The organism is Solibacillus sp. NPDC093137, from assembly GCF_050280445.1.
Lineage (GTDB): Bacteria > Bacillota > Bacilli > Bacillales_A > Planococcaceae > Solibacillus > Solibacillus isronensis_B.
This window is the reverse complement of record NZ_JBNNVH010000001.1, coordinates 1652722-1675766: the sequence shown is the minus strand read 5'-3', so window position 1 is coordinate 1675766 and position 23045 is coordinate 1652722. Positions and strand designations below refer to the sequence as shown.

Annotated in this window: 24 protein-coding genes; 21 read left to right on the top strand and 3 right to left on the bottom strand. The window is 39.5% G+C overall.

Annotation, left to right across the window (positions count from 1 at the left end):
- Positions 1-70: 70 nt before the first annotated feature.
- The 19 genes from mtaB to ACQKN3_RS08545 all read left to right on the top strand — a co-directional run bounded on the left by mtaB (position 71) and on the right by ACQKN3_RS08545 (position 17938).
- Positions 71-1420, top strand: a complete 1350-nt coding sequence (gene mtaB, locus ACQKN3_RS08635) for a tRNA (N(6)-L-threonylcarbamoyladenosine(37)-C(2))-methylthiotransferase MtaB (protein WP_251689119.1) — start codon at positions 71-73, stop codon at positions 1418-1420.
- Positions 1421-1916: 496 nt separating this feature from the next.
- Positions 1917-2456 carry an adenylate cyclase gene (locus ACQKN3_RS08630; protein ID WP_427710800.1) on the top strand — a complete coding sequence of 180 codons (540 nt, stop codon included), beginning with the start codon at positions 1917-1919 and terminating at the stop codon, positions 2454-2456.
- A 91-nt stretch (positions 2457-2547) separates the two neighbouring features.
- Entirely contained in the window at positions 2548-3216 is a 669-nt protein-coding gene (deoC, locus tag ACQKN3_RS08625) for a deoxyribose-phosphate aldolase (protein WP_427710798.1), read from the top strand.
- A gap of 108 nt (positions 3217-3324) precedes the next feature.
- Entirely contained in the window at positions 3325-3498 is a 174-nt protein-coding gene (gene rpsU, locus ACQKN3_RS08620) for a 30S ribosomal protein S21 (protein ID WP_004227078.1), read from the top strand.
- A gap of 313 nt (positions 3499-3811) precedes the next feature.
- Positions 3812-5140 carry an NfeD family protein gene (locus ACQKN3_RS08615; RefSeq protein WP_427710796.1) on the top strand — a complete coding sequence of 443 codons (1329 nt, stop codon included), beginning with the start codon at positions 3812-3814 and terminating at the stop codon, positions 5138-5140.
- A gap of 2 nt (positions 5141-5142) precedes the next feature.
- Positions 5143-6150: a flotillin-like protein FloA gene (gene floA / locus ACQKN3_RS08610; RefSeq protein WP_065217031.1), complete on the top strand. Its 1008-nt coding sequence runs from the start codon at positions 5143-5145 to the stop codon at positions 6148-6150.
- 23 nt (positions 6151-6173) lie between these two features.
- Positions 6174-6644, top strand: a complete 471-nt coding sequence (locus ACQKN3_RS08605; protein ID WP_427710793.1) for a hypothetical protein — start codon at positions 6174-6176, stop codon at positions 6642-6644.
- Positions 6645-7017: 373 nt separating this feature from the next.
- Positions 7018-7527: a hypothetical protein gene (locus tag ACQKN3_RS08600; protein WP_251689108.1), complete on the top strand. Its 510-nt coding sequence runs from the start codon at positions 7018-7020 to the stop codon at positions 7525-7527.
- Between the two features lie 225 nt (positions 7528-7752).
- Positions 7753-7989, top strand: a complete 237-nt coding sequence (locus ACQKN3_RS08595; RefSeq protein ID WP_008403137.1) for a hypothetical protein — start codon at positions 7753-7755, stop codon at positions 7987-7989.
- A complete protein-coding gene (locus ACQKN3_RS08590; protein WP_427710791.1) occupies positions 7986-9095 on the top strand; it encodes a sporulation protein YqfD in 1110 nt (369 codons plus the stop codon). The genes ACQKN3_RS08595 and ACQKN3_RS08590 overlap by 4 nt, the downstream gene beginning before the upstream one ends.
- A gap of 2 nt (positions 9096-9097) precedes the next feature.
- Positions 9098-10057, top strand: coding sequence for a PhoH family protein (locus ACQKN3_RS08585; protein ID WP_008403135.1), 960 nt, complete (start codon positions 9098-9100; stop codon positions 10055-10057).
- Positions 10058-10272: 215 nt separating this feature from the next.
- Positions 10273-12387, top strand: coding sequence for an HD family phosphohydrolase (locus ACQKN3_RS08580; protein ID WP_427710789.1), 2115 nt, complete (start codon positions 10273-10275; stop codon positions 12385-12387).
- Between the two features lie 14 nt (positions 12388-12401).
- The gene (ybeY, locus tag ACQKN3_RS08575) at positions 12402-12887 is read left to right on the top strand and encodes an rRNA maturation RNase YbeY (RefSeq protein WP_079525603.1); all 486 of its coding nucleotides are present in this window, start codon (positions 12402-12404) and stop codon (positions 12885-12887) included.
- Positions 12874-13224 (top strand): diacylglycerol kinase family protein, encoded by a 351-nt coding sequence (locus ACQKN3_RS08570; RefSeq protein WP_427710786.1) that lies wholly within the window; start codon positions 12874-12876, stop codon positions 13222-13224. Before ybeY ends, ACQKN3_RS08570 begins: the two co-directional genes overlap by 14 nt.
- 25 nt (positions 13225-13249) lie before the next feature.
- The gene (locus ACQKN3_RS08565) at positions 13250-13657 is read left to right on the top strand and encodes a cytidine deaminase (RefSeq protein ID WP_251689098.1); all 408 of its coding nucleotides are present in this window, start codon (positions 13250-13252) and stop codon (positions 13655-13657) included.
- A complete protein-coding gene (gene era / locus ACQKN3_RS08560) occupies positions 13644-14558 on the top strand; it encodes a GTPase Era (RefSeq protein WP_087615321.1) in 915 nt (304 codons plus the stop codon). The genes ACQKN3_RS08565 and era overlap by 14 nt, the downstream gene beginning before the upstream one ends.
- Positions 14559-15072: 514 nt before the next feature.
- Entirely contained in the window at positions 15073-16236 is a 1164-nt protein-coding gene (locus ACQKN3_RS08555; protein WP_427710783.1) for a CapA family protein, read from the top strand.
- A 61-nt stretch (positions 16237-16297) separates the two neighbouring features.
- The gene (gene recO / locus ACQKN3_RS08550; RefSeq protein WP_008403126.1) at positions 16298-17071 is read left to right on the top strand and encodes a DNA repair protein RecO; all 774 of its coding nucleotides are present in this window, start codon (positions 16298-16300) and stop codon (positions 17069-17071) included.
- Between the two features lie 81 nt (positions 17072-17152).
- Positions 17153-17938: an MBL fold metallo-hydrolase gene (locus ACQKN3_RS08545; RefSeq protein ID WP_427710780.1), complete on the top strand. Its 786-nt coding sequence runs from the start codon at positions 17153-17155 to the stop codon at positions 17936-17938.
- A 50-nt stretch (positions 17939-17988) separates the two neighbouring features.
- Here ACQKN3_RS08545 and ACQKN3_RS08540 read toward each other — a convergent pair whose 3' ends face one another.
- The 3 genes from ACQKN3_RS08540 to ACQKN3_RS08530 form a co-directional block, all read right to left on the bottom strand.
- Positions 17989-18795 carry an EcsC family protein gene (locus tag ACQKN3_RS08540; protein WP_427710778.1) on the bottom strand — a complete coding sequence of 269 codons (807 nt, stop codon included), beginning with the start codon at positions 18793-18795 and terminating at the stop codon, positions 17989-17991.
- 64 nt (positions 18796-18859) lie between these two features.
- Entirely contained in the window at positions 18860-19324 is a 465-nt protein-coding gene (locus tag ACQKN3_RS08535; RefSeq protein ID WP_251689090.1) for a hypothetical protein, read from the bottom strand.
- 263 nt (positions 19325-19587) lie between these two features.
- Entirely contained in the window at positions 19588-20976 is a 1389-nt protein-coding gene (locus tag ACQKN3_RS08530; RefSeq protein ID WP_079525619.1) for a glycine--tRNA ligase, read from the bottom strand.
- Between the two features lie 369 nt (positions 20977-21345).
- Between ACQKN3_RS08530 and ACQKN3_RS08525 the strand changes: the two genes are divergently transcribed.
- Positions 21346-21984 carry a helix-turn-helix transcriptional regulator gene (locus tag ACQKN3_RS08525; RefSeq protein ID WP_008403112.1) on the top strand — a complete coding sequence of 213 codons (639 nt, stop codon included), beginning with the start codon at positions 21346-21348 and terminating at the stop codon, positions 21982-21984.
- Positions 21985-21992: 8 nt separating this feature from the next.
- Positions 21993-22808 carry a pyruvate, water dikinase regulatory protein gene (locus ACQKN3_RS08520; RefSeq protein ID WP_251689088.1) on the top strand — a complete coding sequence of 272 codons (816 nt, stop codon included), beginning with the start codon at positions 21993-21995 and terminating at the stop codon, positions 22806-22808.
- The last annotated feature ends 237 nt before the right edge of the window (positions 22809-23045 follow it).

Genomic DNA, 23045 nt, shown 5'->3' with positions numbered 1-23045 from the left:
GGTCGACTAAAAGAGGCAATTCACCGGAGTAAAATAGATAAGTGCTAACCTTGAAAGGATGATATAAATTATGAGTTACGAACGTACGAAAACCGTATCTCTACATACATTAGGGTGTAAAGTAAACCACTATGAAACAGAAGCAATTTGGCAGCTATTTAAAGAGCAAGGATACGAGCGTACTGAGTTCGATCATCAGGCGGACGTTTATGTTATTAATACTTGTACAGTAACGAACACTGGCGATAAAAAATCACGTCAAGTGATTCGCCGTGCTATCCGTCAAAATCCGGATGCGGTTATTTGTGTAACAGGCTGTTATGCACAAACATCACCGGCTGAAATTATGGCAATCCCAGGGGTCGATATCGTTGTTGGTACTCAGGACCGCGAGAAAATGCTTGGATATATCGATCAATATCGCAATGAGCGCCAGCCAATCAATGCGGTACGTAATATTATGAAAAACCGTGTGTATGAGGAATTGGATGTACCGGCATTTACAGACCGTACTCGTGCCTCGCTGAAAATCCAGGAAGGCTGTAATAACTTCTGTACGTTCTGTATCATTCCTTGGGCGCGCGGCTTAATGCGTTCACGTGATCCGGAAGAAGTTATTCGTCAGGCTCAGCAGCTTGTTGATGCGGGTTATTTGGAAATCGTCCTAACAGGTATCCACACAGGCGGATACGGACAAGACTTCAAAGACTATAACTTAGCGCAGCTGTTACGTGACTTGGAAGCACAAGTTAAAGGCTTGAAACGTTTACGTATTTCTTCAATCGAAGCATCTCAATTAACAGATGAAGTGATTGAAGTACTGCAAAACTCTGAAATTGTCGTAAACCATTTGCACATTCCGATTCAATCGGGTTCAGATACGGTATTAAAACGTATGCGTCGTAAATATACGATGGAGTTTTTCGCAGAGCGTCTGGAAAAGCTGAAAATCGCTTTACCTGACTTGGCGGTTACTTCTGACGTAATCGTAGGTTTCCCGGGTGAAACAGAAGAAGAGTTTATGGAAACATATAACTTTATCCGTGACCACAAATTCTCTGAGCTTCATGTATTCCCGTACTCTCAACGTACAGGTACACCTGCAGCGAGAATGGACGATCAAATTGATGAAGAAATTAAAAATGAACGCGTTCACCGTTTGATTGCACTGAATGATCAGCTTGCAAAAGAATACTCTTCCCGTTTTGAAGGGGAAGTACTGGAAGTTATTCCGGAAGAACGCTTTAAAGATGGCGACAATGAAAACTTATACGTCGGCTATACAACGAACTACTTAAAAGTAATTTTCGAAGGCACTGAAGAAATGGTCGGCCAACTTGTAAAAGTTAAAATTACGAAAGCAGGCTACCCGTACAACGAAGGACAATTCGTTCGCGTATTGGAAGGCCAGGCAATTTAATAGTATGTTTTACAAAAAAAGAGGGATTGCACTGTGCAATCCTTCTTTTTGTTTTAGACGAATTTACTTGATATAAAAGGTTAACTAGTTGTTCGGAGTGAAGGCGGCGACTCCTTGGGGATAAGCAAGTCGCCTGAGATAAGGAACAAAAGCTAAGAACGCCACGTCCTGTGGCAACGCTTTTGTGACCAACTTCGTGTTGGCCTCGTGCCCACAGGAAAGCGTCCGCCGTAACGAAGAATAACGGCTAAGAAGCAGGCACTAAATTAGCCGGCTCTTTTTTACTTCCAATAAAATAGGGTAGAGAAAATAGTGTGCGCAAGTTTTTATAATCGGGCGAAACATCGTGTACTTTTATGCAGCATATTAATTTACAAAAAGTTAGTCGTAAACTGATGGAAGTTTAAGTATATTATGAGGAAGACAAGCCAACACTATTATTCGGAACATAATGTATGTTTATCCCGATTACAAGCAAAGAAGGTGAGCAATTTATATGAAGAAAATATGGATGTTTGCTGCAATTCTATTTATTTTATATGGTTGCACGGAGAAAAAGGAAGAACCAACAGTAGAAAGTGAATCGGCTATGGTGGAAGTCAATATTCCTACAGAAGTAGCAAGACATTACGGCTCGCTAAATATTGAGTACAAAGCATCGGATGTTTATAAAACAATTCAGCCAAATGGTGTCGTTTCTTTGGAAATGAACAAGCAACAGCTATCTGAAATTGCGCACCAAACAGAACAATTCCTGGAGCAGTACAAAGAAACAAGTGAGAAAAGTACAGAAGATGGAATTACGCATATCGATGCAAATGAAAACTATTCGAATTGGGAAATTGTATTATCGGACGATTCTCTTTTAGGGCAAGAAGCGTTTGATTTGGCACAGGAGCATTTAATTAAAAATATTTTAACGTACCAGTTAGTCCATCGTCATAATCCTGAGTTAAATATTCAGTATGTCACGGATGCCGGTGAACCTTTGGACAGAAAGATTATTCGTACAAAATTCGCCTATTCAGACGAATAATTTAAGTTGTCTGATAATTTGCGTCAATTAAAATACATGCTAAACTATAGATGTACGGACAACTAATGTTTAGTAAAAGGAGTAATGAGAAATGACTCAAAATTATGCAGTAATGATTGATCATACTTTATTAAAAGCTGAATCTACAAAAGATCAAGTAGAAAAAATTTGTGCAGAAGCGAAGCAATACGGATTTGCTTCAGTATGTGTAAACCCTACATGGGTGAAATTCAGTGCAGAGCAATTAGCTGGTACAGAAGTTAAAGTATGTACAGTAATCGGCTTCCCGTTAGGTGCTACAACATCTGCAGTAAAAGCATTCGAAACAAAAGACGCGATTGCAAATGGTGCTGGCGAAATTGATATGGTTATTAATATCGGTGCTCTAAAAGACGGCAACTACGATTTAGTTCGTGATGACATCAAAGCAGTAGTAGATGCTGCAAATGGTACATTAGTAAAAGTAATTATTGAAACTTGCCTATTAACGGATGAAGAAAAAGTAAAAGCTTGCGAACTTTCTGTTGAAGCAGGAGCAGATTTCGTTAAAACTTCTACTGGATTCTCTACAGGCGGAGCGACAGCTGAAGATATCGCATTAATGCGTAAAACAGTTGGTCCTGATCTTGGAGTAAAAGCTTCTGGCGGTGTTCGTAGCTTAGAAGATATGCAACTTATGATTGAAAATGGCGCTACTCGTATTGGTGCTTCTTCTGGTGTTGCTATCATGAATGGTCTAAAATCAGATTCTAATTACTAATTCGATAGTTTTTGTTGACTCTTTTTTAAGGATACGCTATACTACTTTAGTACACATTAACTAAATGTTAGCATGTACTGACGTGTGTTCGGAGGGAGGGAAAGAGAGATGTCAAAAACTGTCGTTCGCAAAAACGAATCGCTTGAAGATGCTCTTCGTCGCTTCAAACGTACTGTATCAAAATCAGGTACAATTCAGGAAGTTAGAAAGCGCGAGTTCTACGAAAAACCTAGCGTTAAACGTAAAAAGAAATCAGAAGCTGCACGTAAACGTAAGTGGTAATTTTCCCTGTAAAAACCCTACGTTCATAACACGCAATTTTCAGATTTAACTGAGCAGACAAATGATATACCCCGCAGTTATGTATATAACTGCGGGGTATTTGTATTTATTCGCAAAATCACCCATAATAGAGAAGAAAAAGAAAGCGTTTTCGAGAAAGTTTTAATAATCTGCAACTTGTACCGTATACTTGGTATATGTTAGCAAATAATAGTGAAGTAAGTTTTTTCAAGTTTTATAAAAAATCTTGAAACTTTTCTTCATCTCATCCGTAGAATTAACTGTACATAACTTAGCTAAAGGGGTGATAAAATTGAGACGAACGAAAGGGATTAGTTGGATTTTTCTGATGGTCATGTCATTCGTATTAATGTTTCCTTCTTTAACGGCATTTGCAGATGGTAAAGTGTATGAAATCTCCATCAATAATGAAATTGAAAAAGGTTTGGTGGAGCATTTAAAGCGTGGATTCGATGAAGCAAAAGATAATAACGCAGAAGCGATTATTCTAAATATGCATACACCGGGCGGATTTGTTACTGCGGCTTCGGAAATCGGCAGGCTGATGGATGAAATTGATATACCGATTATTGCATTCATTAATTCAGATGCGCTGTCTGCTGGTGCATACATCGCTTTACATGCAGATGAAATTTATATGACACCTAATGCAACAATGGGTGCTGCGGCGGTTATCGATTCTTCCGGTAATACAGCGGGAGAAAAGGCGGAAAGCGATTGGCTTGCTAAAATGTCATCTGCTGCGGAAAACTCCGGAAGGGATCCTAAATATGCGAAGGCAATGGTCAGAAACGATTATGATCTGCCTGACCTAAGAGCCCCGAAAGGAAAGCTTCTAACACTAACTGCGAAAGATGCGGAAAAAGTTAAGTACTCGGAAGGCACTGTTGCTTCGATAACGGACCTGCTTGAAAAAACCAACCTTGATGGCAGCGAAGTAGTGAAAATTGAGCAGACATTTGCTGAAAAGCTGGCGCGCTTTATTACAAATCCGATTATCGTTCCTATTTTACTGTCGATTGCAAGTATCGGATTAGTTGTAGAGCTATATTCACCAGGCTTTGGTGTTGCAGGGACAATGGGGCTTGCTTCATTAGGGATGTTCTTCTTTGGACATACGATTGCAGGTTTTGCCGGATATGAAACAGTCATCATTTTTGTAATCGGACTTATTTTACTCATTGCCGAGCTATTTGTACCAGGTGGCATAATAGGTATTATCGGTGGCGCTTTAATGATAGGAAGTTTGCTTTTTGCAGGGGAAAGCTTTGTTCATATGGCTTATTCGATTTTAATCGCAATGATAATTGCAGGTATAGGAATGGTGATACTTATGAAATTCTTCGGGAAAAAGTTGCATATGTTCAACCGTCTCGTGCTGAGAGATGCAACGACGACGGAAGAAGGTTATGTTTCAAACAAAAACCGAATTGAATTAATAGGCAAGACAGGGCAGGCTATTACGCCGTTGCGACCATCAGGGACCGTTATTGTTGATCAGGACCGTCTGGATGTTGTAACACAGGGCGGCTATATTGATGCTGGTAAAACAGTTGAAGTAGTGAAAGTAGAAGGCTCTCGTATTGTCGTAAGAGAATTTATTGGAAGAGGTGGAGAATAAGTATGAATATGTTGGCAGATGCAGGAACAATTACATTAATTGTCGGATTAGTCATTGCATTTATTATCCTGGCAGTATTTTTCACATTTGTTCCGGTTGCACTATGGATTAGTGCACTAGCAGCAGGTGTAAGAGTAAGTATTTTCACATTAGTCGGAATGCGTTTACGTCGAGTAATTCCGTCACGTATCGTGAATCCGTTAATTAAGGCTCATAAAGCCGGTTTAGAAGTAACAATAAACCAATTGGAATCACACTATTTAGCAGGTGGTAACGTAGACCGCGTTGTCAACGCATTAATCGCGGCACACCGAGCGAATATTGAATTAACATTTGAACGTGCAGCAGCAATCGATTTAGCTGGCCGTGACGTATTAGAAGCGGTACAAATGTCGGTTAACCCTAAAGTTATTGAAACACCATTTATTGCCGGTGTTGCGATGAACGGGATTGAAGTAAAAGCAAAAGCGCGTATTACAGTACGTGCAAACCTGGACCGCTTAGTCGGTGGTGCTGGTGAAGAAACAATCGTTGCCCGTGTTGGTGAAGGTATCGTATCGACACTAGGTTCTAGTGAATCACATTCAAAAGTACTGGAAAATCCGGATCTAATTTCTCAAACGGTTTTATCTAAAGGTTTAGACTCTGGTACAGCATTCGAAATTCTATCGATCGATATTGCGGACGTTGATATCGGTAAAAACATCGGTGCCGAGCTTCAAATCGAGCAAGCACAGGCAGATAAAAACATCGCTCAGGCTAAAGCCGAAGAGCGTCGTGCAATGGCCGTAGCAAGCGAGCAAGAGATGATTGCAAAAGTTCAGGAAATGAAAGCGAAAGTAGTAGAAGCAGAGGCGGAAGTTCCAATGGCTCTTGCAGAAGCGCTACGTTCTGGCAACTTCGGTATTATGGATTACATGAACTACAAAAATATTCAGGCGGACACATCAATGCGTGATTCGATCTCAAAAGTTTCGAATGACGACAACAAAGATCCGAAAAACAAATAATCGAGGAAGGGAGTGAGCACTAAATGGAAGGACTTATCATTATGGTGATTGTCTTTATTGTCAGTTCTTTATTAGGTAAAGGTAAAGAACAACAGCAAAAAAAAGAATCAAATCAGATGCCGCCATTTAGCAGTCAACCTGCTCCTCGAAAACAGGAAGTTGAGCGCCGAACAGAGCAAAGACGTCCGAAATCATTGGAGGACTTTGCGAATGAAGTATTCGGCCAGCTGAATGAAAAAGTAAAACCGGTAAGTCAAAGAGTAGAACGCGAGCTTCCTAAACAAGTAGAAAAACCTGTTGAAGCTGCTCGCTCTATTGTGGAACCAGTAACTGAAAAGATCCATAATCCTCGTTCATTAAAGGAGCGTCCAATTGTTGCGATGGCCAAAAAAGAAGCAGAAGCCTTCCAAGTCGTGCCATCGAGCAAACGTGATTTAATGCAGGCCATTATTATGACAGAAGTTTTGGGCCCACCTAAAGCAAGAAGAAAATAATAAGAGACTACCTATTTCAACGTAATGTGGGAATAGGTAGTTTTTTTACATAGGATATAATGAAATGGTGATATTTAATGGTGGAACAGGAGTTGATTGGAATGGACGGTGGCAGGGTTCATGCTGTCGGTTTCACCTTTCACACTGTGAAAAAATCCGCTGACGTCTAGCGCCTTTCGCTACGAGCAAGCTTCCTGCGGGAACAGCAAAATTTATTTTGGCGAAGCGTCAGGAGCACCGATTGAGAGACTGCAGGCTCGAGCCGTGCCCGCGGAAAGCGTCCGCCCGTAATGGAAATCAGCAGACTTTATGAAAACATGCAACTAAATTTTTAAGGAAACGGGTATATCTATTATGAGAGGGGGAAACAGACATGAAAAAAAGATGGATGTTATTTTTAATACTTATTTTAGTACTTGCTGCATGCGGTAAGGAAGTGGAAGAATCAATTTCGGAGGCAGATGAAACCGCTACTGTATACGAAAGCGAGGAGTCATTGACACATAATATGGAAGGTGTCACTTTAAAGCTCGACTATAAAATTCAAAAGGTATCCGCAGAGCCGGGAGAATTAATGCTTGAAATTAACGGCAATATTGAAAATGAGTACAGCCAAATTGTTTACTATACGCCGGATTTTACAATTCAAACATCAGAGCAGGAAGATATAGAGCAGTTGTCGTCTTCTGTTGAGAACGAACAAATTATGGTGAACCCTCAAATGGAAACGACTTTTAATGTGACTTATTTAATTCCTCAGAATGTATACGATGAAAATAAATCTCTGAATTTAAAAGTTCCAGCAGCATTTAAGGAGCCGGAAAGTGAAAGTTCCGGTGATGCGTTAGGAGACTTTGCGAACTGGGAAATTCCGATAAAGTGAAACTTCAATCAATTAGGGGCTTTAGCTCCAATTGATTGTTAGTTTAACTAATCGGGCTTTTACGGGTAGTAGTCGATCACCTATGCTTTATGCCATAGTTGGTAGTCTTGCCTCTAGAGCAGCACAATCGAGGAACATAAATTACTACCCGTTAAAGCGGGATTAAATAATCTATACATGCCTTCTTTTTTCTAAGCATATAGTGACGTAAAAAGGAGGCTTTTATTGAAAAATTTATTTCCTAAAAACAATAAATTGCAAATCACCTCTTTTATGGATATCCGCTATGATGGTTCCTATACAATAGGTGATGTAACCCCGACTGAGTATAACTGCACGACGAAAGATTTTACGATGTACGTTCATGCGGGGGAAGTGGAAGTCCAGCATTTATTCGAAGAAGGTTTTTTAATTCAATGTAAAAATCTGCAGAAGCTTACGATTGAGCGGAATGCAAAATGAGTAAATCCTATAAAAAGCTAATAACAATCAAACTAAAGCAATCTAAAGAAGCAAGCACTTTTATTATGCTGATGAAAGAGCATAAAATCCGAGTTTTTCATTTAACTTTTAAACAGAGCGAAATAACTTTCCAAGTGGCGCATAGTAATTTGTCTTTATTGCGCAGACTAAGAAAAAAAGCGAAAGTAAAAATTACAATCCGTTACAGCGAGCCGGAGAGAATTCTGCAAAAAGATATGGTTACGGCGATTGGTATCATCATGTTAATCATCCTGCCGATCATACTATCCCGGTTTGTATGGCAAGTCGAAGTTGATGCCGCCACGATTGAACTGGAAGATGAAGTAGCACTCTATTTACAAAAGGAAATGGGTGTGGAGTTTCCTGTACCGAAAAAAACATTTTTATCCGATAATGAAATCCGACAGACGATGATGAAGGAGTTTCGGGAGTTTTCATGGGTACATATTATGAAAAATGGAAGTAAAATTACGATAAATCCGCAATTGGCGCCAAAGATTGAGCCGGTTCCAAAAGTGAACAAGAACCAGCATTTAGTTGCGAACAACAGCGGTGTCGTCACTCATTTCCAAATTGAGCGCGGTGTTCGTCAAGTTGAGCAAAATATGACGGTACACAAGGGAGATATTCTCGTTTCAGGTGTGTTGCAGCATGGTGAAAAAGAAATCGTTATTGGTGCTGAAGGCGAAGTGTTTGTTGATTACTGGCTTGAAACATCGTTTTCCGTTCCTAAAACAATCGAAATGGAAGTATTGGATGACCATGGCTGGAAATATGACGTAAACTGGGAGAAGATCGGGACAGCGATAGAACAAATGTCTATTGAACCGTTGAAGTCTGTTGTGACTTATAAGCCTTATCGAATGTTTCATAAAAAAAAGGAAAAGATAAGTGAAAAGGATGTAGAAACAATTATCATGCCATTATTGCATGAAAAGATGATTTCTTCATTACCGCTTGAAACCGCCATTAAAGCAGAAAAACTTTTGCACGTCAACAGTGATGATGATACAGTTAAAGGGAAAGTCTTGTATTTAATTAATGAAAATATCGCACAACCACATCCAATTCACCAAGGAGAATGAGTATGTCAGAAAAATATGTTGAGCTCCAAATCGACAATCCGAATGAAGCTGTAATGCTTTTAGGAATGTCAGATGCAAATATAACATTGATTGAAGAAACTTATAGCGTACAAATTATTACGCGTGGGGAAGTAATACAAATTGCAGGCGATGATTTAGAAAAGAAAAATCAAGCATATGCAGTTTTAGAAGCGTTATTGAAAGTAATTCGAAAAAATATTAATATCGATCAGCGTGATGTATCAACAGCCATTGAAATGGCCAGTAAAGGCACGATAGAGTATTATGCGGAGTTATATGATGAAGAAATTGCGCGTAATACAAAAGGCAAGCCGATACGTGCAAAAACAATCGGACAGCGCGAATATATCCGGGCAATCCGTCATAAAGACCTGATTTTCGGAATTGGACCAGCCGGAACCGGTAAAACGTATTTAGCGGTTGTGATGGCTACACAGGCATTAAAAAATGGTCATGTAAAACGTATTATTTTAACACGCCCTGCCGTTGAAGCAGGAGAGTCATTAGGATTTTTACCGGGGGATTTGAAGGAAAAAGTCGATCCTTATTTACGTCCGCTTTATGATGCCTTACATGATATTTATGGACAGGAACAGACGCAGCGCCTAATTGAGCGCGGGACGATAGAAATCGCGCCGTTAGCATATATGCGCGGCCGTACATTGGATGATGCGTTCGTCATTTTAGACGAAGCCCAAAACACAACGCATCAGCAAATGAAAATGTTCTTAACACGTTTAGGTTTTGGCTCGAAAATGGTCATTACAGGTGATAAAACACAAATTGATTTACCCAAAAACACGGAATCCGGTCTGATTATTGCAGAGCGTACATTACGCTATGTAAAAGATATCCACTTCCAAATACTTGAGCAAGGTGACGTAGTCCGTCACCCATTAGTAGCGAGAGTAATACAGGCTTACACGGAGCAGGAATTATAAAAAAGGAACTTTCAACTTTTATTGTAAGGTTGAAAGTTTTTTTATTGAGTAAATTAGCATGAAACCTATTGGAAAAATTTACGTATATAAACTAAAAGGAGGAATTGATGTCAACGTTAATCGGTAGAAAGACATTTATTTGAAAAACATACGTACTTTTCGTAACACCAAACATATAAATTTGATAAAATGTACATAGAAACAAAGGGAGGTGCATGATCATAGAAAGATTTAACAAGCTCATCCAACTAATCAGCTTTCGCGCACTATTAATCATTATACTTGCAGCTACTGCCCTTCTTCAGTTTTTCCTGATGATTGATAATGTTCGTGGCGTTACATATGATATCCAGCTAACTGAATTAGCACCGGAAACCATTCGTTCATCTAAAACAGTGGAAGATACGGTAAAGACAGAAATAGAAAAGGAAAATGCGGAGAAAGCCGTAGATCCTGTATACATATATAAAGATGAGGTACCTAGTCAGCGTGCAACTTTTGTGACAACCATTTTTGATATTGCATTAGATGTGAAGGATGAGATTGCAAAGGCAGAGGAAGAAATACCTCAAGCTGATCAAATAAAAATGCTGCGTTCAGCATTAAAAGATATTTTTGATAACCAGCAAAATCTGATTTTATCAGATGCACAGTTGCTGAATGTATTAAGTGCATCACAAGCAAATCTTGAAACTACACGTGATGCATTAGCGACATTGGTTGAAGTGAACTTAAATTATCCGCTTCGTAAGGATAGCTTGCTGCCATACCGAAATGAACTGGAAAGTAAAATCCGTCAGCAGCCTTCAATTTCTGAAGGGTTAATGAGTTTGGCGATTGTCATTGGTCGTGCAGCTATCGTTGAAACTGAAGTACTCGATGATGAAAAAACGGCGATTGCCAAACAGCAGGCAAAGGAAGCGGTTGAGCCGACACGTATTTTGCAAGGACAGATCATCGTCCAGGAAGGCGAAGTCATTACACGCGAAATTTACCGCCAGCTTGAATTGTTAGGGATGCTGGACAGTGAGGAATCGATTAAACCGATTGCCGGGTTAATCATTTTGATTTTACTGCAAATGTCTTTCCTTTTCGTCCTGTTTGATCGATCTGAAAAAGACATTGCTTCAAAACGCAATGAACTGCTCGTTACAATCATTGTGTATGCAATTGCATTAATTATGATGAAACTGATCGCGCTGATTTCAACGAATTTCGATCTGTTGATTGCCTTCATTTTCCCGTCAGCGTTAGCGACAATGCTTGTCCGCGTGCTGGCCAATGACCGTACCGCAAGTATTGTGACGATCATTACAGCTGCATCTGCAGGGATCATCTTTCATGAAGGATTATCAGGTATTTTACAGATGGATACAGCGCTTTACATTTTATTTGGGGGATTCGCATCGATTATTTTCATGCGCAGCCTGGAAAAACGGACAGACATTTTGCAGGCGGTTGGTATTGTAACGCTTGTTAACATAGTGTTTATCACATTTTATATTCTAATGGGACAGTCAGGTTACGGAATGAAGGAAGTCGCATTTTACGTTGCTGCAGCCATTATTTCGGGATTATTATCCGGTGCTTTAATGATGGGACTGCTACCATATTTCGAATCGGCTTTCGGACTTTTATCGGTCGTGCGTCTGATCGAATTATCGAATCCGAATCACCCGCTGTTAAAGAAAATTTTGACGGAAACACCCGGTACGTATCACCATAGTATAATGGTGGCGAATCTGGCTGAAGCGGCATGTGAAGCAATCGGGGCTGATGGCTTGCTGGCAAGAGTTGGTTGCTATTATCATGATGTAGGGAAAACGCGAAGACCTCTATTTTTCATTGAAAACCAAATGGGGACAAACCCTCATGATACGATGGCACCCGAAAGTAGTGCGGAAATTATTATTGCGCATACTACGGATGGGGCAGAGCTCTTGAAAAAGCATAAAATGCCTCAGGAAATCATCGATATTTGTCTACAGCATCATGGGACAAGCACATTGAAATTCTTTTTGTTTAAGGCTAGGGAAGAAGGGAAAGAATTGGACGAAAGTGTATTCCGATACCCGGGTCCAAAGCCACAGACGAAAGAGGCCGCGATTATCAGTATTGCGGACAGTGTGGAAGCGGCAGTCCGTTCGATGCAGCAGCCAAATGCAGAGAAAATACAGAAGCTTGTGCAATCGATTATTCAGGATCGTGTACAGGATGACCAGTTTGATGAATGTGATATTTCGCTAAAAGAACTGAAAAAGATAGAAGACGTATTATGTGAAACATTGAATGGAACGTTCCACTCGCGTATTGAATATCCAAAGGAATAGTAGGAGGGAACAACATGTTATTAATTGATTTTTTAGATGAAACAAATGAAGTACAACAATCCCACTTGGAATTAGTGGAAAAATTACTCCAGCATGCAGCGGAGCAGGAAGGTATCGAGGACGGCTCGGAAGTGTCGGTTACGTTTGTGACGAATGAAGCAATCCATGAAATTAACCGTGAATACCGTGATAAAGACCAGCCTACTGATGTTATTTCTTTTGCATTGGAAGAAATGGGTGAAGGGGAACTGCAAATTATCGGTGAAGGGATTCCACGCGTTTTAGGAGATATTATCATCTCGACAGACCGTACACGGGAACAGGCAGCAGAGTATGGTCATACGTTTGAACGTGAGCTCGGCTTCTTGGCTGTCCATGGCTTTTTGCACCTGCTAGGCTATGATCATATGACACCTGAAGATGAAAAAGTCATGTTTGGGAAACAAGATGAGATTTTACAGTCATACGGCCTAGGTCGTGATATGAATGAACGTCCGTAAATTTTTTCGTTCTTTTCGTTATGCAATGGAAGGACTAGTTACGGCTGTACACGAACAGAATTTCAGATTTCACTTAGTGAGTGCAGTGATTGTCATGATGGCTGGTTTACTGACAGGGCTATCGATCGTTGAATGGTGTATCATCATTTTAGTCATAGCTTTTGTCATCGGAACCGAGTTGATCAATACGGCAATCGAGCGTGTGGTCGACTTGGCATCACCGGAAATTCATCCGCTAGCCAAGCAGGCAAAGGATGTTGCGGCAGGTGCCGTACTTGTTTTTGCGCTCGCAAGTGTTATAATCGGACTACTCATATTTTTACCAAAATGGTTTTAAAAATAATGTTTTGGGGGAACCAAAGATGAACATGGAACAATTAATGGATCAATCTAAAATTGCACGTGAATTTGCTTATGTACCTTACTCGAAATTTAAAGTAGGTGCGGCTTTATTAGCTGAGGATGGTACAGTGTACAATGGCTGCAATATCGAGAATGCAGGTTACAGCATGACAAACTGTGCTGAACGTACGGCGTTTTTCAAAGCAGTGTCAGAAGGCAATATGAAATTTAAAGCGCTGGCGGTCGTAGCAGACACACCGGGTCCATGTTCCCCATGCGGAGCTTGTCGACAAGTAATGAGTGAATTTTGTGCTCCGGATATGCCCGTCTACTTAACAAATATGAATGGTGACGTTCAACAAACAACAGTAGGTGAGCTGATCCCGGGTGCATTTAATACGGAGGATATGAAAAATGCAGGAAAATAAAGGATACAAATCGGGCTTTGTCTCGATTGTAGGTCGTCCTAATGTGGGCAAATCAACATTCTTAAACCGAGTGATCGGCCAGAAAATTGCAATTATGTCTGACAAACCACAAACGACACGTAATAAAGTACAAGGTGTTTTAACACAACAAAACTCTCAAACGATTTTCATCGATACACCGGGGATTCATAAGCCAAAACATAAATTAGGCGAATTTATGCTGAAAACTTCCCGCAACGCATTGCGCGAAGTGGATGTAATTATGTTTATGGTTAACGCTGAACAAGCAATCGGTAAAGGTGACGAATTTATCATCGAGTTATTGCAAGGCAATCAAACACCGGTATTTTTAATCATTAATAAAATCGATTTAGTACATCCGGATGAACTGGTAAAAATCATTGATTCGTATAAAGATAAGTTCGACTTTGCTGAAATTATTCCAATTTCAGCATTACAAGGCAACAACGTAGAAAACTTATTAACAACAATCGAAAAGTATTTACCTGAAGGGCCTCAATATTACCCGGCAGATCAAGTAACGGACCACCCGGAACGCTTCATTATTTCTGAATTAATCCGTGAAAAGGTATTGCACTTAACACGTGAAGAGATTCCTCATTCAATCGCGGTTGTTATTGAGCGAATTAAGCCACATGAAGAAAAAGAGAATATGATTCATGTACAGGCGACTATCATGGTAGAACGCGATTCACAAAAAGGAATTGTTATCGGTAAACGCGGCGCCCTTTTAAAAGAAGTCGGCTCACGTGCCCGCCAGGATATTGAAATGCTATTAGGCTCAAAAGTATACTTAGAGCTTTGGGTAAAAGTTCAAAAAGATTGGCGTAACAAGCAAACACATTTACGCGATTTCGGATTTAGAGAAGACGAGTATTAATAGATAGCAGCAGACACACCGATGAAAAATCGGTGTGTTTTTATATGGAGTTCTACTTTTCAGGCGTTTTGTTCCACATTGACGATGAAGAGTTCTACATTCGGGCCAAAACTTTCTACTTTGCCCTCGAAACGTTCTACATACTCTGATGAAGTGGCGAATAAAGTGAATGGGTTCTACATTTTCGCAGCTTTGTTCCACATTATCGATGAAAAGTTCTACATTCATCTGGAAGCATTCTACTTTTCCGACGAAACTTTCTACATACTCAGCTAAATTGGCGAATAAAATAAATAGGTTCTACATTACAACAGCTTTGTTCCACATTTCATAAAAAATGTTCTACATTCGCCCCAAAACTTTCTACTTTCCCCTCAAAATGTTCTACATTTCCCTCAAACCTGGCGAATAAATCCCGCCTCTCAGGACGAAAATGATTTTATTCTTGATTATGGCCAATGTTCTGCTACCATTTAGTAAGGGAATATTTAACAGAAGTCAGAAGGTGAATACAATGAATAATTTAAATAAATTTTTACTGGCACTTTGGGCAATATCGCTCGCTTTATTATTTATTGTCATTGCGACCGTTGACCAAGAACAAACAATTTTGGTCGCAGAAGGGCAAATGAATATTGAAGAGCCATATTCATCACAAATTAAGATAGAGAATGATATAAATGATAAAAACGAACCCATTAGTGAAGCAAAGCAACAGGTCGCTAAAGAATCGATTCGTCTTGCAATGACAGGGGATATTTTGCTGCATTTAAGACTCGCGAAATATGATGATTATACTTCATCTTTTGCAGCGGTGATGCCGAAGATGCAAAGCTATGATTTTCTGATCGCCAATCAGGAATCTCCACCTGTCGGCAACGAGTATCCATTAAGCGGGTATCCGCTATTTTCAAGTCCAGCCCATATTATTCGGGATCTCCAACATACAGGAGTCGATTTAGTCACAATCGCCAATAACCATATTATCGATCAAGGGGAAAATGGTATGCGTACCGTCTTTAACAATCTTGAAGACTACCATATGCCTTATGTAGGGGCTTATAAAAATGAAGATGACAGATCTACACAACGCATCATGGAAATCGGATCGATAAAAATTGGACTGCTTGCCTACACATACGGAACAAATGGCCTTTATTTGCCACAGGAATCGCCATTTCTCATAAATTATATTGATGAAGCAAAAATAAAAGCGGATGTCGAGGAATTAAAACAATCGGTCGATGTAGTAGCTGTATCGATGCATTGGGGATCTGAATACGTTTACGAAGCGAATGACAATCAAAAATATTATGCCGATATATTAAATAAAGCCGGAGTCGATATTATTTTCGGGACCCATCCGCATGTATTGCAGCCATATGACAAGCTGATCAATGAACAGGGGCAGGAGACGCATATTTTTTATTCGCTTGGTAATTTCTTTTCAACAATTATAACAATACCGAACACAATGATTGGCGGAATCGCGAGCCTTGAAATTACAAAGGAAGGCGACCTGATTACAATAGATGAACCTGAGCTTTATGCCACTTCTGTATTAAAAGATGCAGACGGTATTTATCGGGTCTATCCATTAAAAGATGTGGAACAGCGCTCTATAAAAAATGTGCAGTGGGTAAAGAAAATCATGGGACAACATGTAACCGTTTATTAAACTTTTCTAGCAATAGTACGGTATAATAGAGATATGAAAGAAATAGAAGGATGTGCAACAGATGCTACATAAATGGGAAGGCATCGTTTTAAAGGCGCGTGCTTATGGTGAATCCAATAAAATCGTGACACTTATGACACGTGAAGCAGGTAAAGTCGCGTGTATGGCACGTGGAGCGAAAAAACCGACGAGTCGTTTAGCAGGTGTAACACAAACTTTTATGCATGGCTCGTTTTTAGTCCAGCGAACATCAGGCATGGGGACATTACAGCAAGGGGAACATTTCAATTCGATGCGTCATATTCAAACAGATATTGTGGCAACAGCCTATGCAAGCTACATCGTGGAAATAGTGGATCGCCTCGTTGAAGAAGGCAGACCGGAACCTTATGCTTTTGATATATTAATTCAGGCATTGAATGCAATTGAAGAAGGGTATGATCCTGAAGCAATTACATTGTTTGTAGATTGGAAAATGCTTCCGTTTGCAGGTATCCAGCCGATTTTGCATGCATGTGCAGGGTGTGGGGCCGTTGATGGGGAATTTGCATTTTCATTTACACAAGGCGGATTTATATGTCATCGATGTTTCCATTTGGACCCGTATATTATTCGGTTATCACCAACGCAGCTCAAGCTGATTCGCATGTTTTATACGGTGCCGATTGAGCAAGTTGGCAAGCTGGAATTAAAACCGCAAACGAAGCAATTTATTAAAAAAATTGTAACGACAATTTATGAAGAGCAAACAGGGATCCGTCTGAAATCACGCAACTTCATCGAACAACTGGAGCGTACACCGTTACTGCAGCGTGAAAAGAAGGAAGAAGAATAAAATTATTGCCTAGGAAATAAAGCGAGTCGAAAGTGCGTAGAATCGCGCAGACTCGCTTTCTTCTATTAAGGAGTGAAAATAGTGCGCCAATTTGAAAATGAGCACCTGACCGTTTTTCAAAGTGTTTTGTATCAAACGACATCTGCGGTAATCAAAACGAAGAAGGCCTTAATCGTGACCGACCCTAACTGGCTGCCGAACGAAATTGCTGAAATAAAAGGCTATATCGAGTCGATTATTGAAGATCGGAAATTATATATTATTTATACACATAGTGATTATGATCATATTATTGCTGCAGGTGCTTTTCCGAATGCTACAACAATTGCCAGTGAAGCTTTTGTTAAGCGAATAAATAAAGAAGAGGTATTGGAGCAAATCCGTCAGTTTGATGCTCAGTACTATATTGAAAGAGATTATCCTATTATTTATCCTCACATAGACATTATTATTAAAGAAGATGGCCAAACACTTGAGCTGCAGGATATAACGTGTAGCTTTTACTTATCGCCAGGGCATACGGGAGATGGGTTATTTACAGTGGTGGAGCCGTTCGGTATTTTACTGGCAGGGGATTATTTATCGAATGTCGAGTTTCCTTTTATTGAGGATTATGAAGCATATTTTGCAACGATCCAAAAAGTGCAAACGATTATATCGGATAAAGAAATTGGAGTTATGGTGCCAGGGCATGGGTCAACGACGAATAACCTCGATGAAATTCAAAAACGAATTGACGAGTCATTATTATATTTAAATAATTTAGCAAACGATAGTATTGACGAATCACAATTGCAAAAGCTTTATCCGTTTTATAAAGGTTTACAAGAAATGCACGAATTAAATAAAAAAGCCGTACACAAATAAAAATAGCCGCAGGATTTAGGTAATACTAAATCCTGGGCTATTTTGCGCATTTAGCTGTTTGCCAGTTCATTCATCCGTTCCAGCACTCTTCGCTTGCGATATAGCATCATACCTGCCTCGGCAATATCTTCAATCATCGATTTATTAATAAAGGCACCGAAAATCATACCTGCTACAGGAATCATTTGAAAGAGCTTTTTCATACCGAAGTTATCGCGGTACGTAAAGAAGACTTCCTGCCAGCCCTGTAACTGGGACACCATATTTTCTGCAGCGTTCGGCTTTTCATAATGTTGTGCCAGTTCATTTAATATCGCTTTTTTGCCGACAACATCAGAAGAAGCAAACTGCAGACATTTTACGATGAATATACGCTCGGCTTTTTCATTTGGATCATAGCCATGGATCATTGCGATTTCCTGCAATGTTTTTAGCGCAATTCCTAGAATGACAGGGATATCGAGTGCCAATGTAAAAACACCGCCAAAGCCGGTAGATGCCCCTTGTACGGTTGCAACCTTTGCACGGTTTTTCTGTAATTTTTCACTCAGTTCCACCATATCTTCAATCGGCATTTGTCCAATATCCTCCAAGGTGGAAACCGAATGCAGCGTATGCTTTTGAATATGACGCATCATCGATTTTTCGCTTACTAAATATTTTCCGCCTGTTTGGACATAGCTTACCAATTCGTCGATCAAAACGGAAATTTTCTCTTGAATGAATTTCGGTGTTAATTTATCGAGTATTTTAAAAGGGATGCGGCCGATTTTTTCCCAAAACCATAAACCGCTTTGATCTTTTTCCCAAAGTTGGATTGTTAATAAATGATTTTCTAGCTGCTGTTGAGTTTCCATAAATCATCCTCCCAATGGACATGCTCCTTATTTTACGTTCCATAACGGAAAAGGTTTCAGCAAGTCACTCGAATTGTGTCAGTAATGGGATGATATCTTCTTTTAACCGTTCATAAAACTCTTCTTCAAGCTTTAAGTATTGATGATGATGCATGTGTTCAAAAAGAGTGAACATATTCTCTATTTTTTCTTTGGAAAAGCGGAAGTGATGATTAAAATGGCTACGTTTATTATCGTCGCTTAAATGCATATAGCCCCGGATAATTGTAAACAATTGATTGTATTTTTTATTTGCCAGCTCATAAGCTTCACGGCTTAAACGACCAAGTGCGTTGCTCGGATCGTCAAACTTTCTGTAAAATAACTGTGCTTCACGATAAGTTTCAAGTTTCATATTCGCCGTGTAGAGGATGTGGTGTTGTGCGCGGTGTTCCGGGCATTCAAATTGAAGTATAGCTTTTACAAGATGTGAAATTTTATCAAATGTGTCTAAAGGTGTGTCGGTTTTGTCCTTTACCTGAAAAAACATAAAATCCCCTCCATCTATTACTATCTTTGATTATAACTTATTTTAATTTAATTATTTGAATAATCTAAAAATTAAAGGGCTTTTTTTAATACAAGGTAATGTGAAAAAAGGTGCTTAAACTTTAGTGAATGAATCTTTGGATTATTCAATGCTTGAGAGAGGGGGCTAGCGGATAAATAACTGTAGATAAGATTTTATATTTCAATCCTGTAAAAAGAAAAAACACTTTCTGCTCAAATCGAACAGAAAGTGTCTTATAGATTTTAGAATTGTAAATGCTTCTCGATGTAAGCTTTTACTTCCGCGATTGGCATACGGATCTGTTCCATTGAATCACGGTGACGTACTGTTACTTGACCGTCTTCTTTTGAATCGAAATCGTACGTGATACAGAATGGAGTACCGATTTCGTCCTGGCGGCGGTAACGTTTACCGATAGATTGTGACTCATCGTAATCAACCGGGAATGCTTTACGTAAATCAGCCCATACGTCGCCAGCTTCTTCTGATAATTTTTTAGATAGTGGCAATACAGCTGCTTTGAATGGAGCTAGAGCAGGGTGGAAGCGTAATACTGTACGAGTATCGTCGCCTTCTAATTGCTCTTCTTCATAAGCATCGCATAAGAATGCCAATGTTACACGGTCTGCACCTAATGATGGCTCGATGCAGTATGGTACATAGCGCTCATTTGAGACAGGATCGATGTAAGTGAAATCTTCACCTGAATGTTCCATATGCTGCTTTAAGTCATAATCTGTACGGTCTGCGATACCCCATAGTTCGCCCCAGCCGAATGGGAAGCGGAATTCAATATCCGTTGTCGCATTTGAATAGTGTGAAAGCTCATCGTCTTCATGGTCGCGTAAACGCATTGAATCTTCTTTCATACCTAATGCAAGAAGCCAGTTTTTGCAGAACTCTTTCCAATATGAGTGCCACTCAAGGTCTTCACCCGGTTTACAGAAGAATTCTAGTTCCATTTGTTCGAATTCACGTGTACGGAATGTAAAGTTACCAGGTGTGATTTCGTTACGGAAAGATTTACCGATTTGTGCGATACCGAATGGTGTCTTTTTACGCATTGAACGCTGAACATTTTTAAAGTTTACGAAAATACCTTGTGCAGTTTCTGGGCGCAGGTAAATTTCATTTGATGAAGATTCAGTTACACCTTGGTGCGTTTTGAACATTAAGTTGAACTGGCGGATATCTGTGAAATCGATTTTTCCGCAGTCTGGACAAGCTACTTCAAGCTCTTCCATTTTTTCTTTCATTTGATCGAAAGTCATACCGTCAACGATAATTTCTTTGCCTGTTTTTGTTAAAGAAGCATCTTCAATCAATTTATCTGCACGGTGACGCGCTTTACATGATTTACAGTCGATCATCGGGTCATTAAAGTTACCTACGTGACCAGATGCAACCCATGCTTTTGGATTCATTAAAATCGCAGCATCCAAACCTACGTTGTGTTCAGATTCCTGAACGAATTTCAGCCACCAAGCTTTTTTTACGTTGTTTTTAAGTTCTACACCAAGTGGACCGTAATCCCAAGTGTTTGCTAAACCACCGTAAATATCAGATCCGGGAAATACGAATCCGCGGTGTTTTGCTAATGATACAATTGTCTCCATTGATTTTTCTGCCATGAAAAAAACCTCCTGTTCGTTAATGAAAAAAATAAAAGCACCCGTCTCCGGGCACAAAAGCTCTGCCCGGGGACGAGTGCATCAAGACGATGTACCCGCGGTTCCACCCCGCTTGTTTTTAAATAAATAAAAACCTCTTTTATAAAAATAGCTCAGGGGCGCCGTTTCTCAATTCATTGTAGGCTTGCACTATCCCTACTCGCTTATGTTAGAATTGATACTTATTAATCCCTTCATCGCTTACATATTAATATTCAAAACAACAAGTGAGTTGTTCGCTAATATTGTAGCATGGGTTTGTTTTCTTCGCAATATAGAAGGGAATAGTATATAATAATTAAGGATAAAGTATAACATTATTTGAAGCGGGTGAGTCCAATCGAACTCAATAAACGTCAAGATGTAATCTTGCAAATTGTAAAAGAAAATGGCCCTATTACGGGCGAACATATCGCTGAGCGCCTTGGATTAACGCGCGCTACATTGAGACCTGATCTAGCTATACTAACGATGGCTGGATTTTTAGATGCGCGCCCACGTGTCGGCTACTTCTATGCAGGTAAAAAAACAACGGCTGCCTTTACGGAATCAATGCTGAATTTAAAAGTAAAGGATTTTCAGTCAATCCCGGTAGTTGTTCCGGATGATATGACAGTCTATGATGCGATTATCCATATGTTTTCCGAGGATGTCGGAACACTTTTCGTTATTGATAAAGATGAAATATTACAAGGTGTGCTGTCTCGAAAAGATTTACTGCGTTCGAGTATAGGAACACAGGATTTAAATAAAATGCCTGTGCATATAATTATGACGAGAATGCCGAATATTGCCTATTGTGTTAATTCGGATTCATTAATCGTGGCGGCCAAAAAGTTAATAGAACGAGAAATTGATTCCATGCCGGTAGTTGAAGAAACTGAGCGGGGATTGGTCATTACCGGACGGTTAACGAAGACGAATATTACACGTGCGTTTATTTCGTTAGCTGAAACGCATGATTTATAGGTGATCTTATGAAAAAATTGACTATATTTGTAGTATCAGATTCGGTCGGTGAAACTGGAGAAGCGGCTGTGAAAGCGGTAGTCAGCCAGTTTCGGCCAAATTTCGAAAAAGTAAGGATTCGAAAGTTTCCGCATATTGCCAATGTGGATGTGTTGGAGAAAATTGTCCAAATTGCTATCGCAAATGAGGCAACGATTGTCTTTACACTTGTTGAAAAGCAGATGAGACAAGCACTTCAAAAAATCGCAAGTGAATATAAGGTTCATGCAATCGACTTATTGGGATCGATGCTTGACTTGATCGAAACTTCATTTGATGAAATGCCGTTGCAAAAGCCGGGGCTTGTCCATCAATTGGATGATGATTATTTCAAAAAAATTGAAGCGATCGAATTTGCTGTTAAATATGATGACGGGCAGGATCCGCGCGGTATTTTGCTGGCGGACATTGTTTTAGTCGGTGTATCAAGAACATCTAAAACCCCATTATCGCAATATTTAGCTCATAAACGGTATAAAGTGGCGAATGTGCCGCTCGTTCCGGAAGTGGAACCCCCAGCGGAATTAATGCAAATCGATCCGAAAAAATGTTTTGGATTGGTCATTACACCGGAAAAGCTCAACAATATTCGAAAAGAGCGTTTAATAACATTGGGTTTAACGGAAAATGCATTTTATGCACAACATACTAGAATTGAGCAGGAAATTAGCTATTTTTATAGTATTGTTGATAAAATAGGTTGTCGAACGATAGATGTTACAAATCGTGCTGTCGAAGAAACAGCGCATAAAATTATTGATATGCTAGAGCTTGATTGTAGATAGCAACTATAGCCGCCTCTTCAAAAGGGAAGAGGAGGTTTTTTTGGTGGAATAATATTTAAGATTTTTAAGAAACTAAGTGAACAATACTTTTGTTACAGAATAAGCTTGCATATATCGCTGAATTTCGACATTTTTAGTTATATTCTGATTATTTTTTTGAAATTATATAGCAACAATAGTCTTTTTGTTTTATAATAATAAAATTGTGGTAAAAATAATTATTATAGGGTAATTACA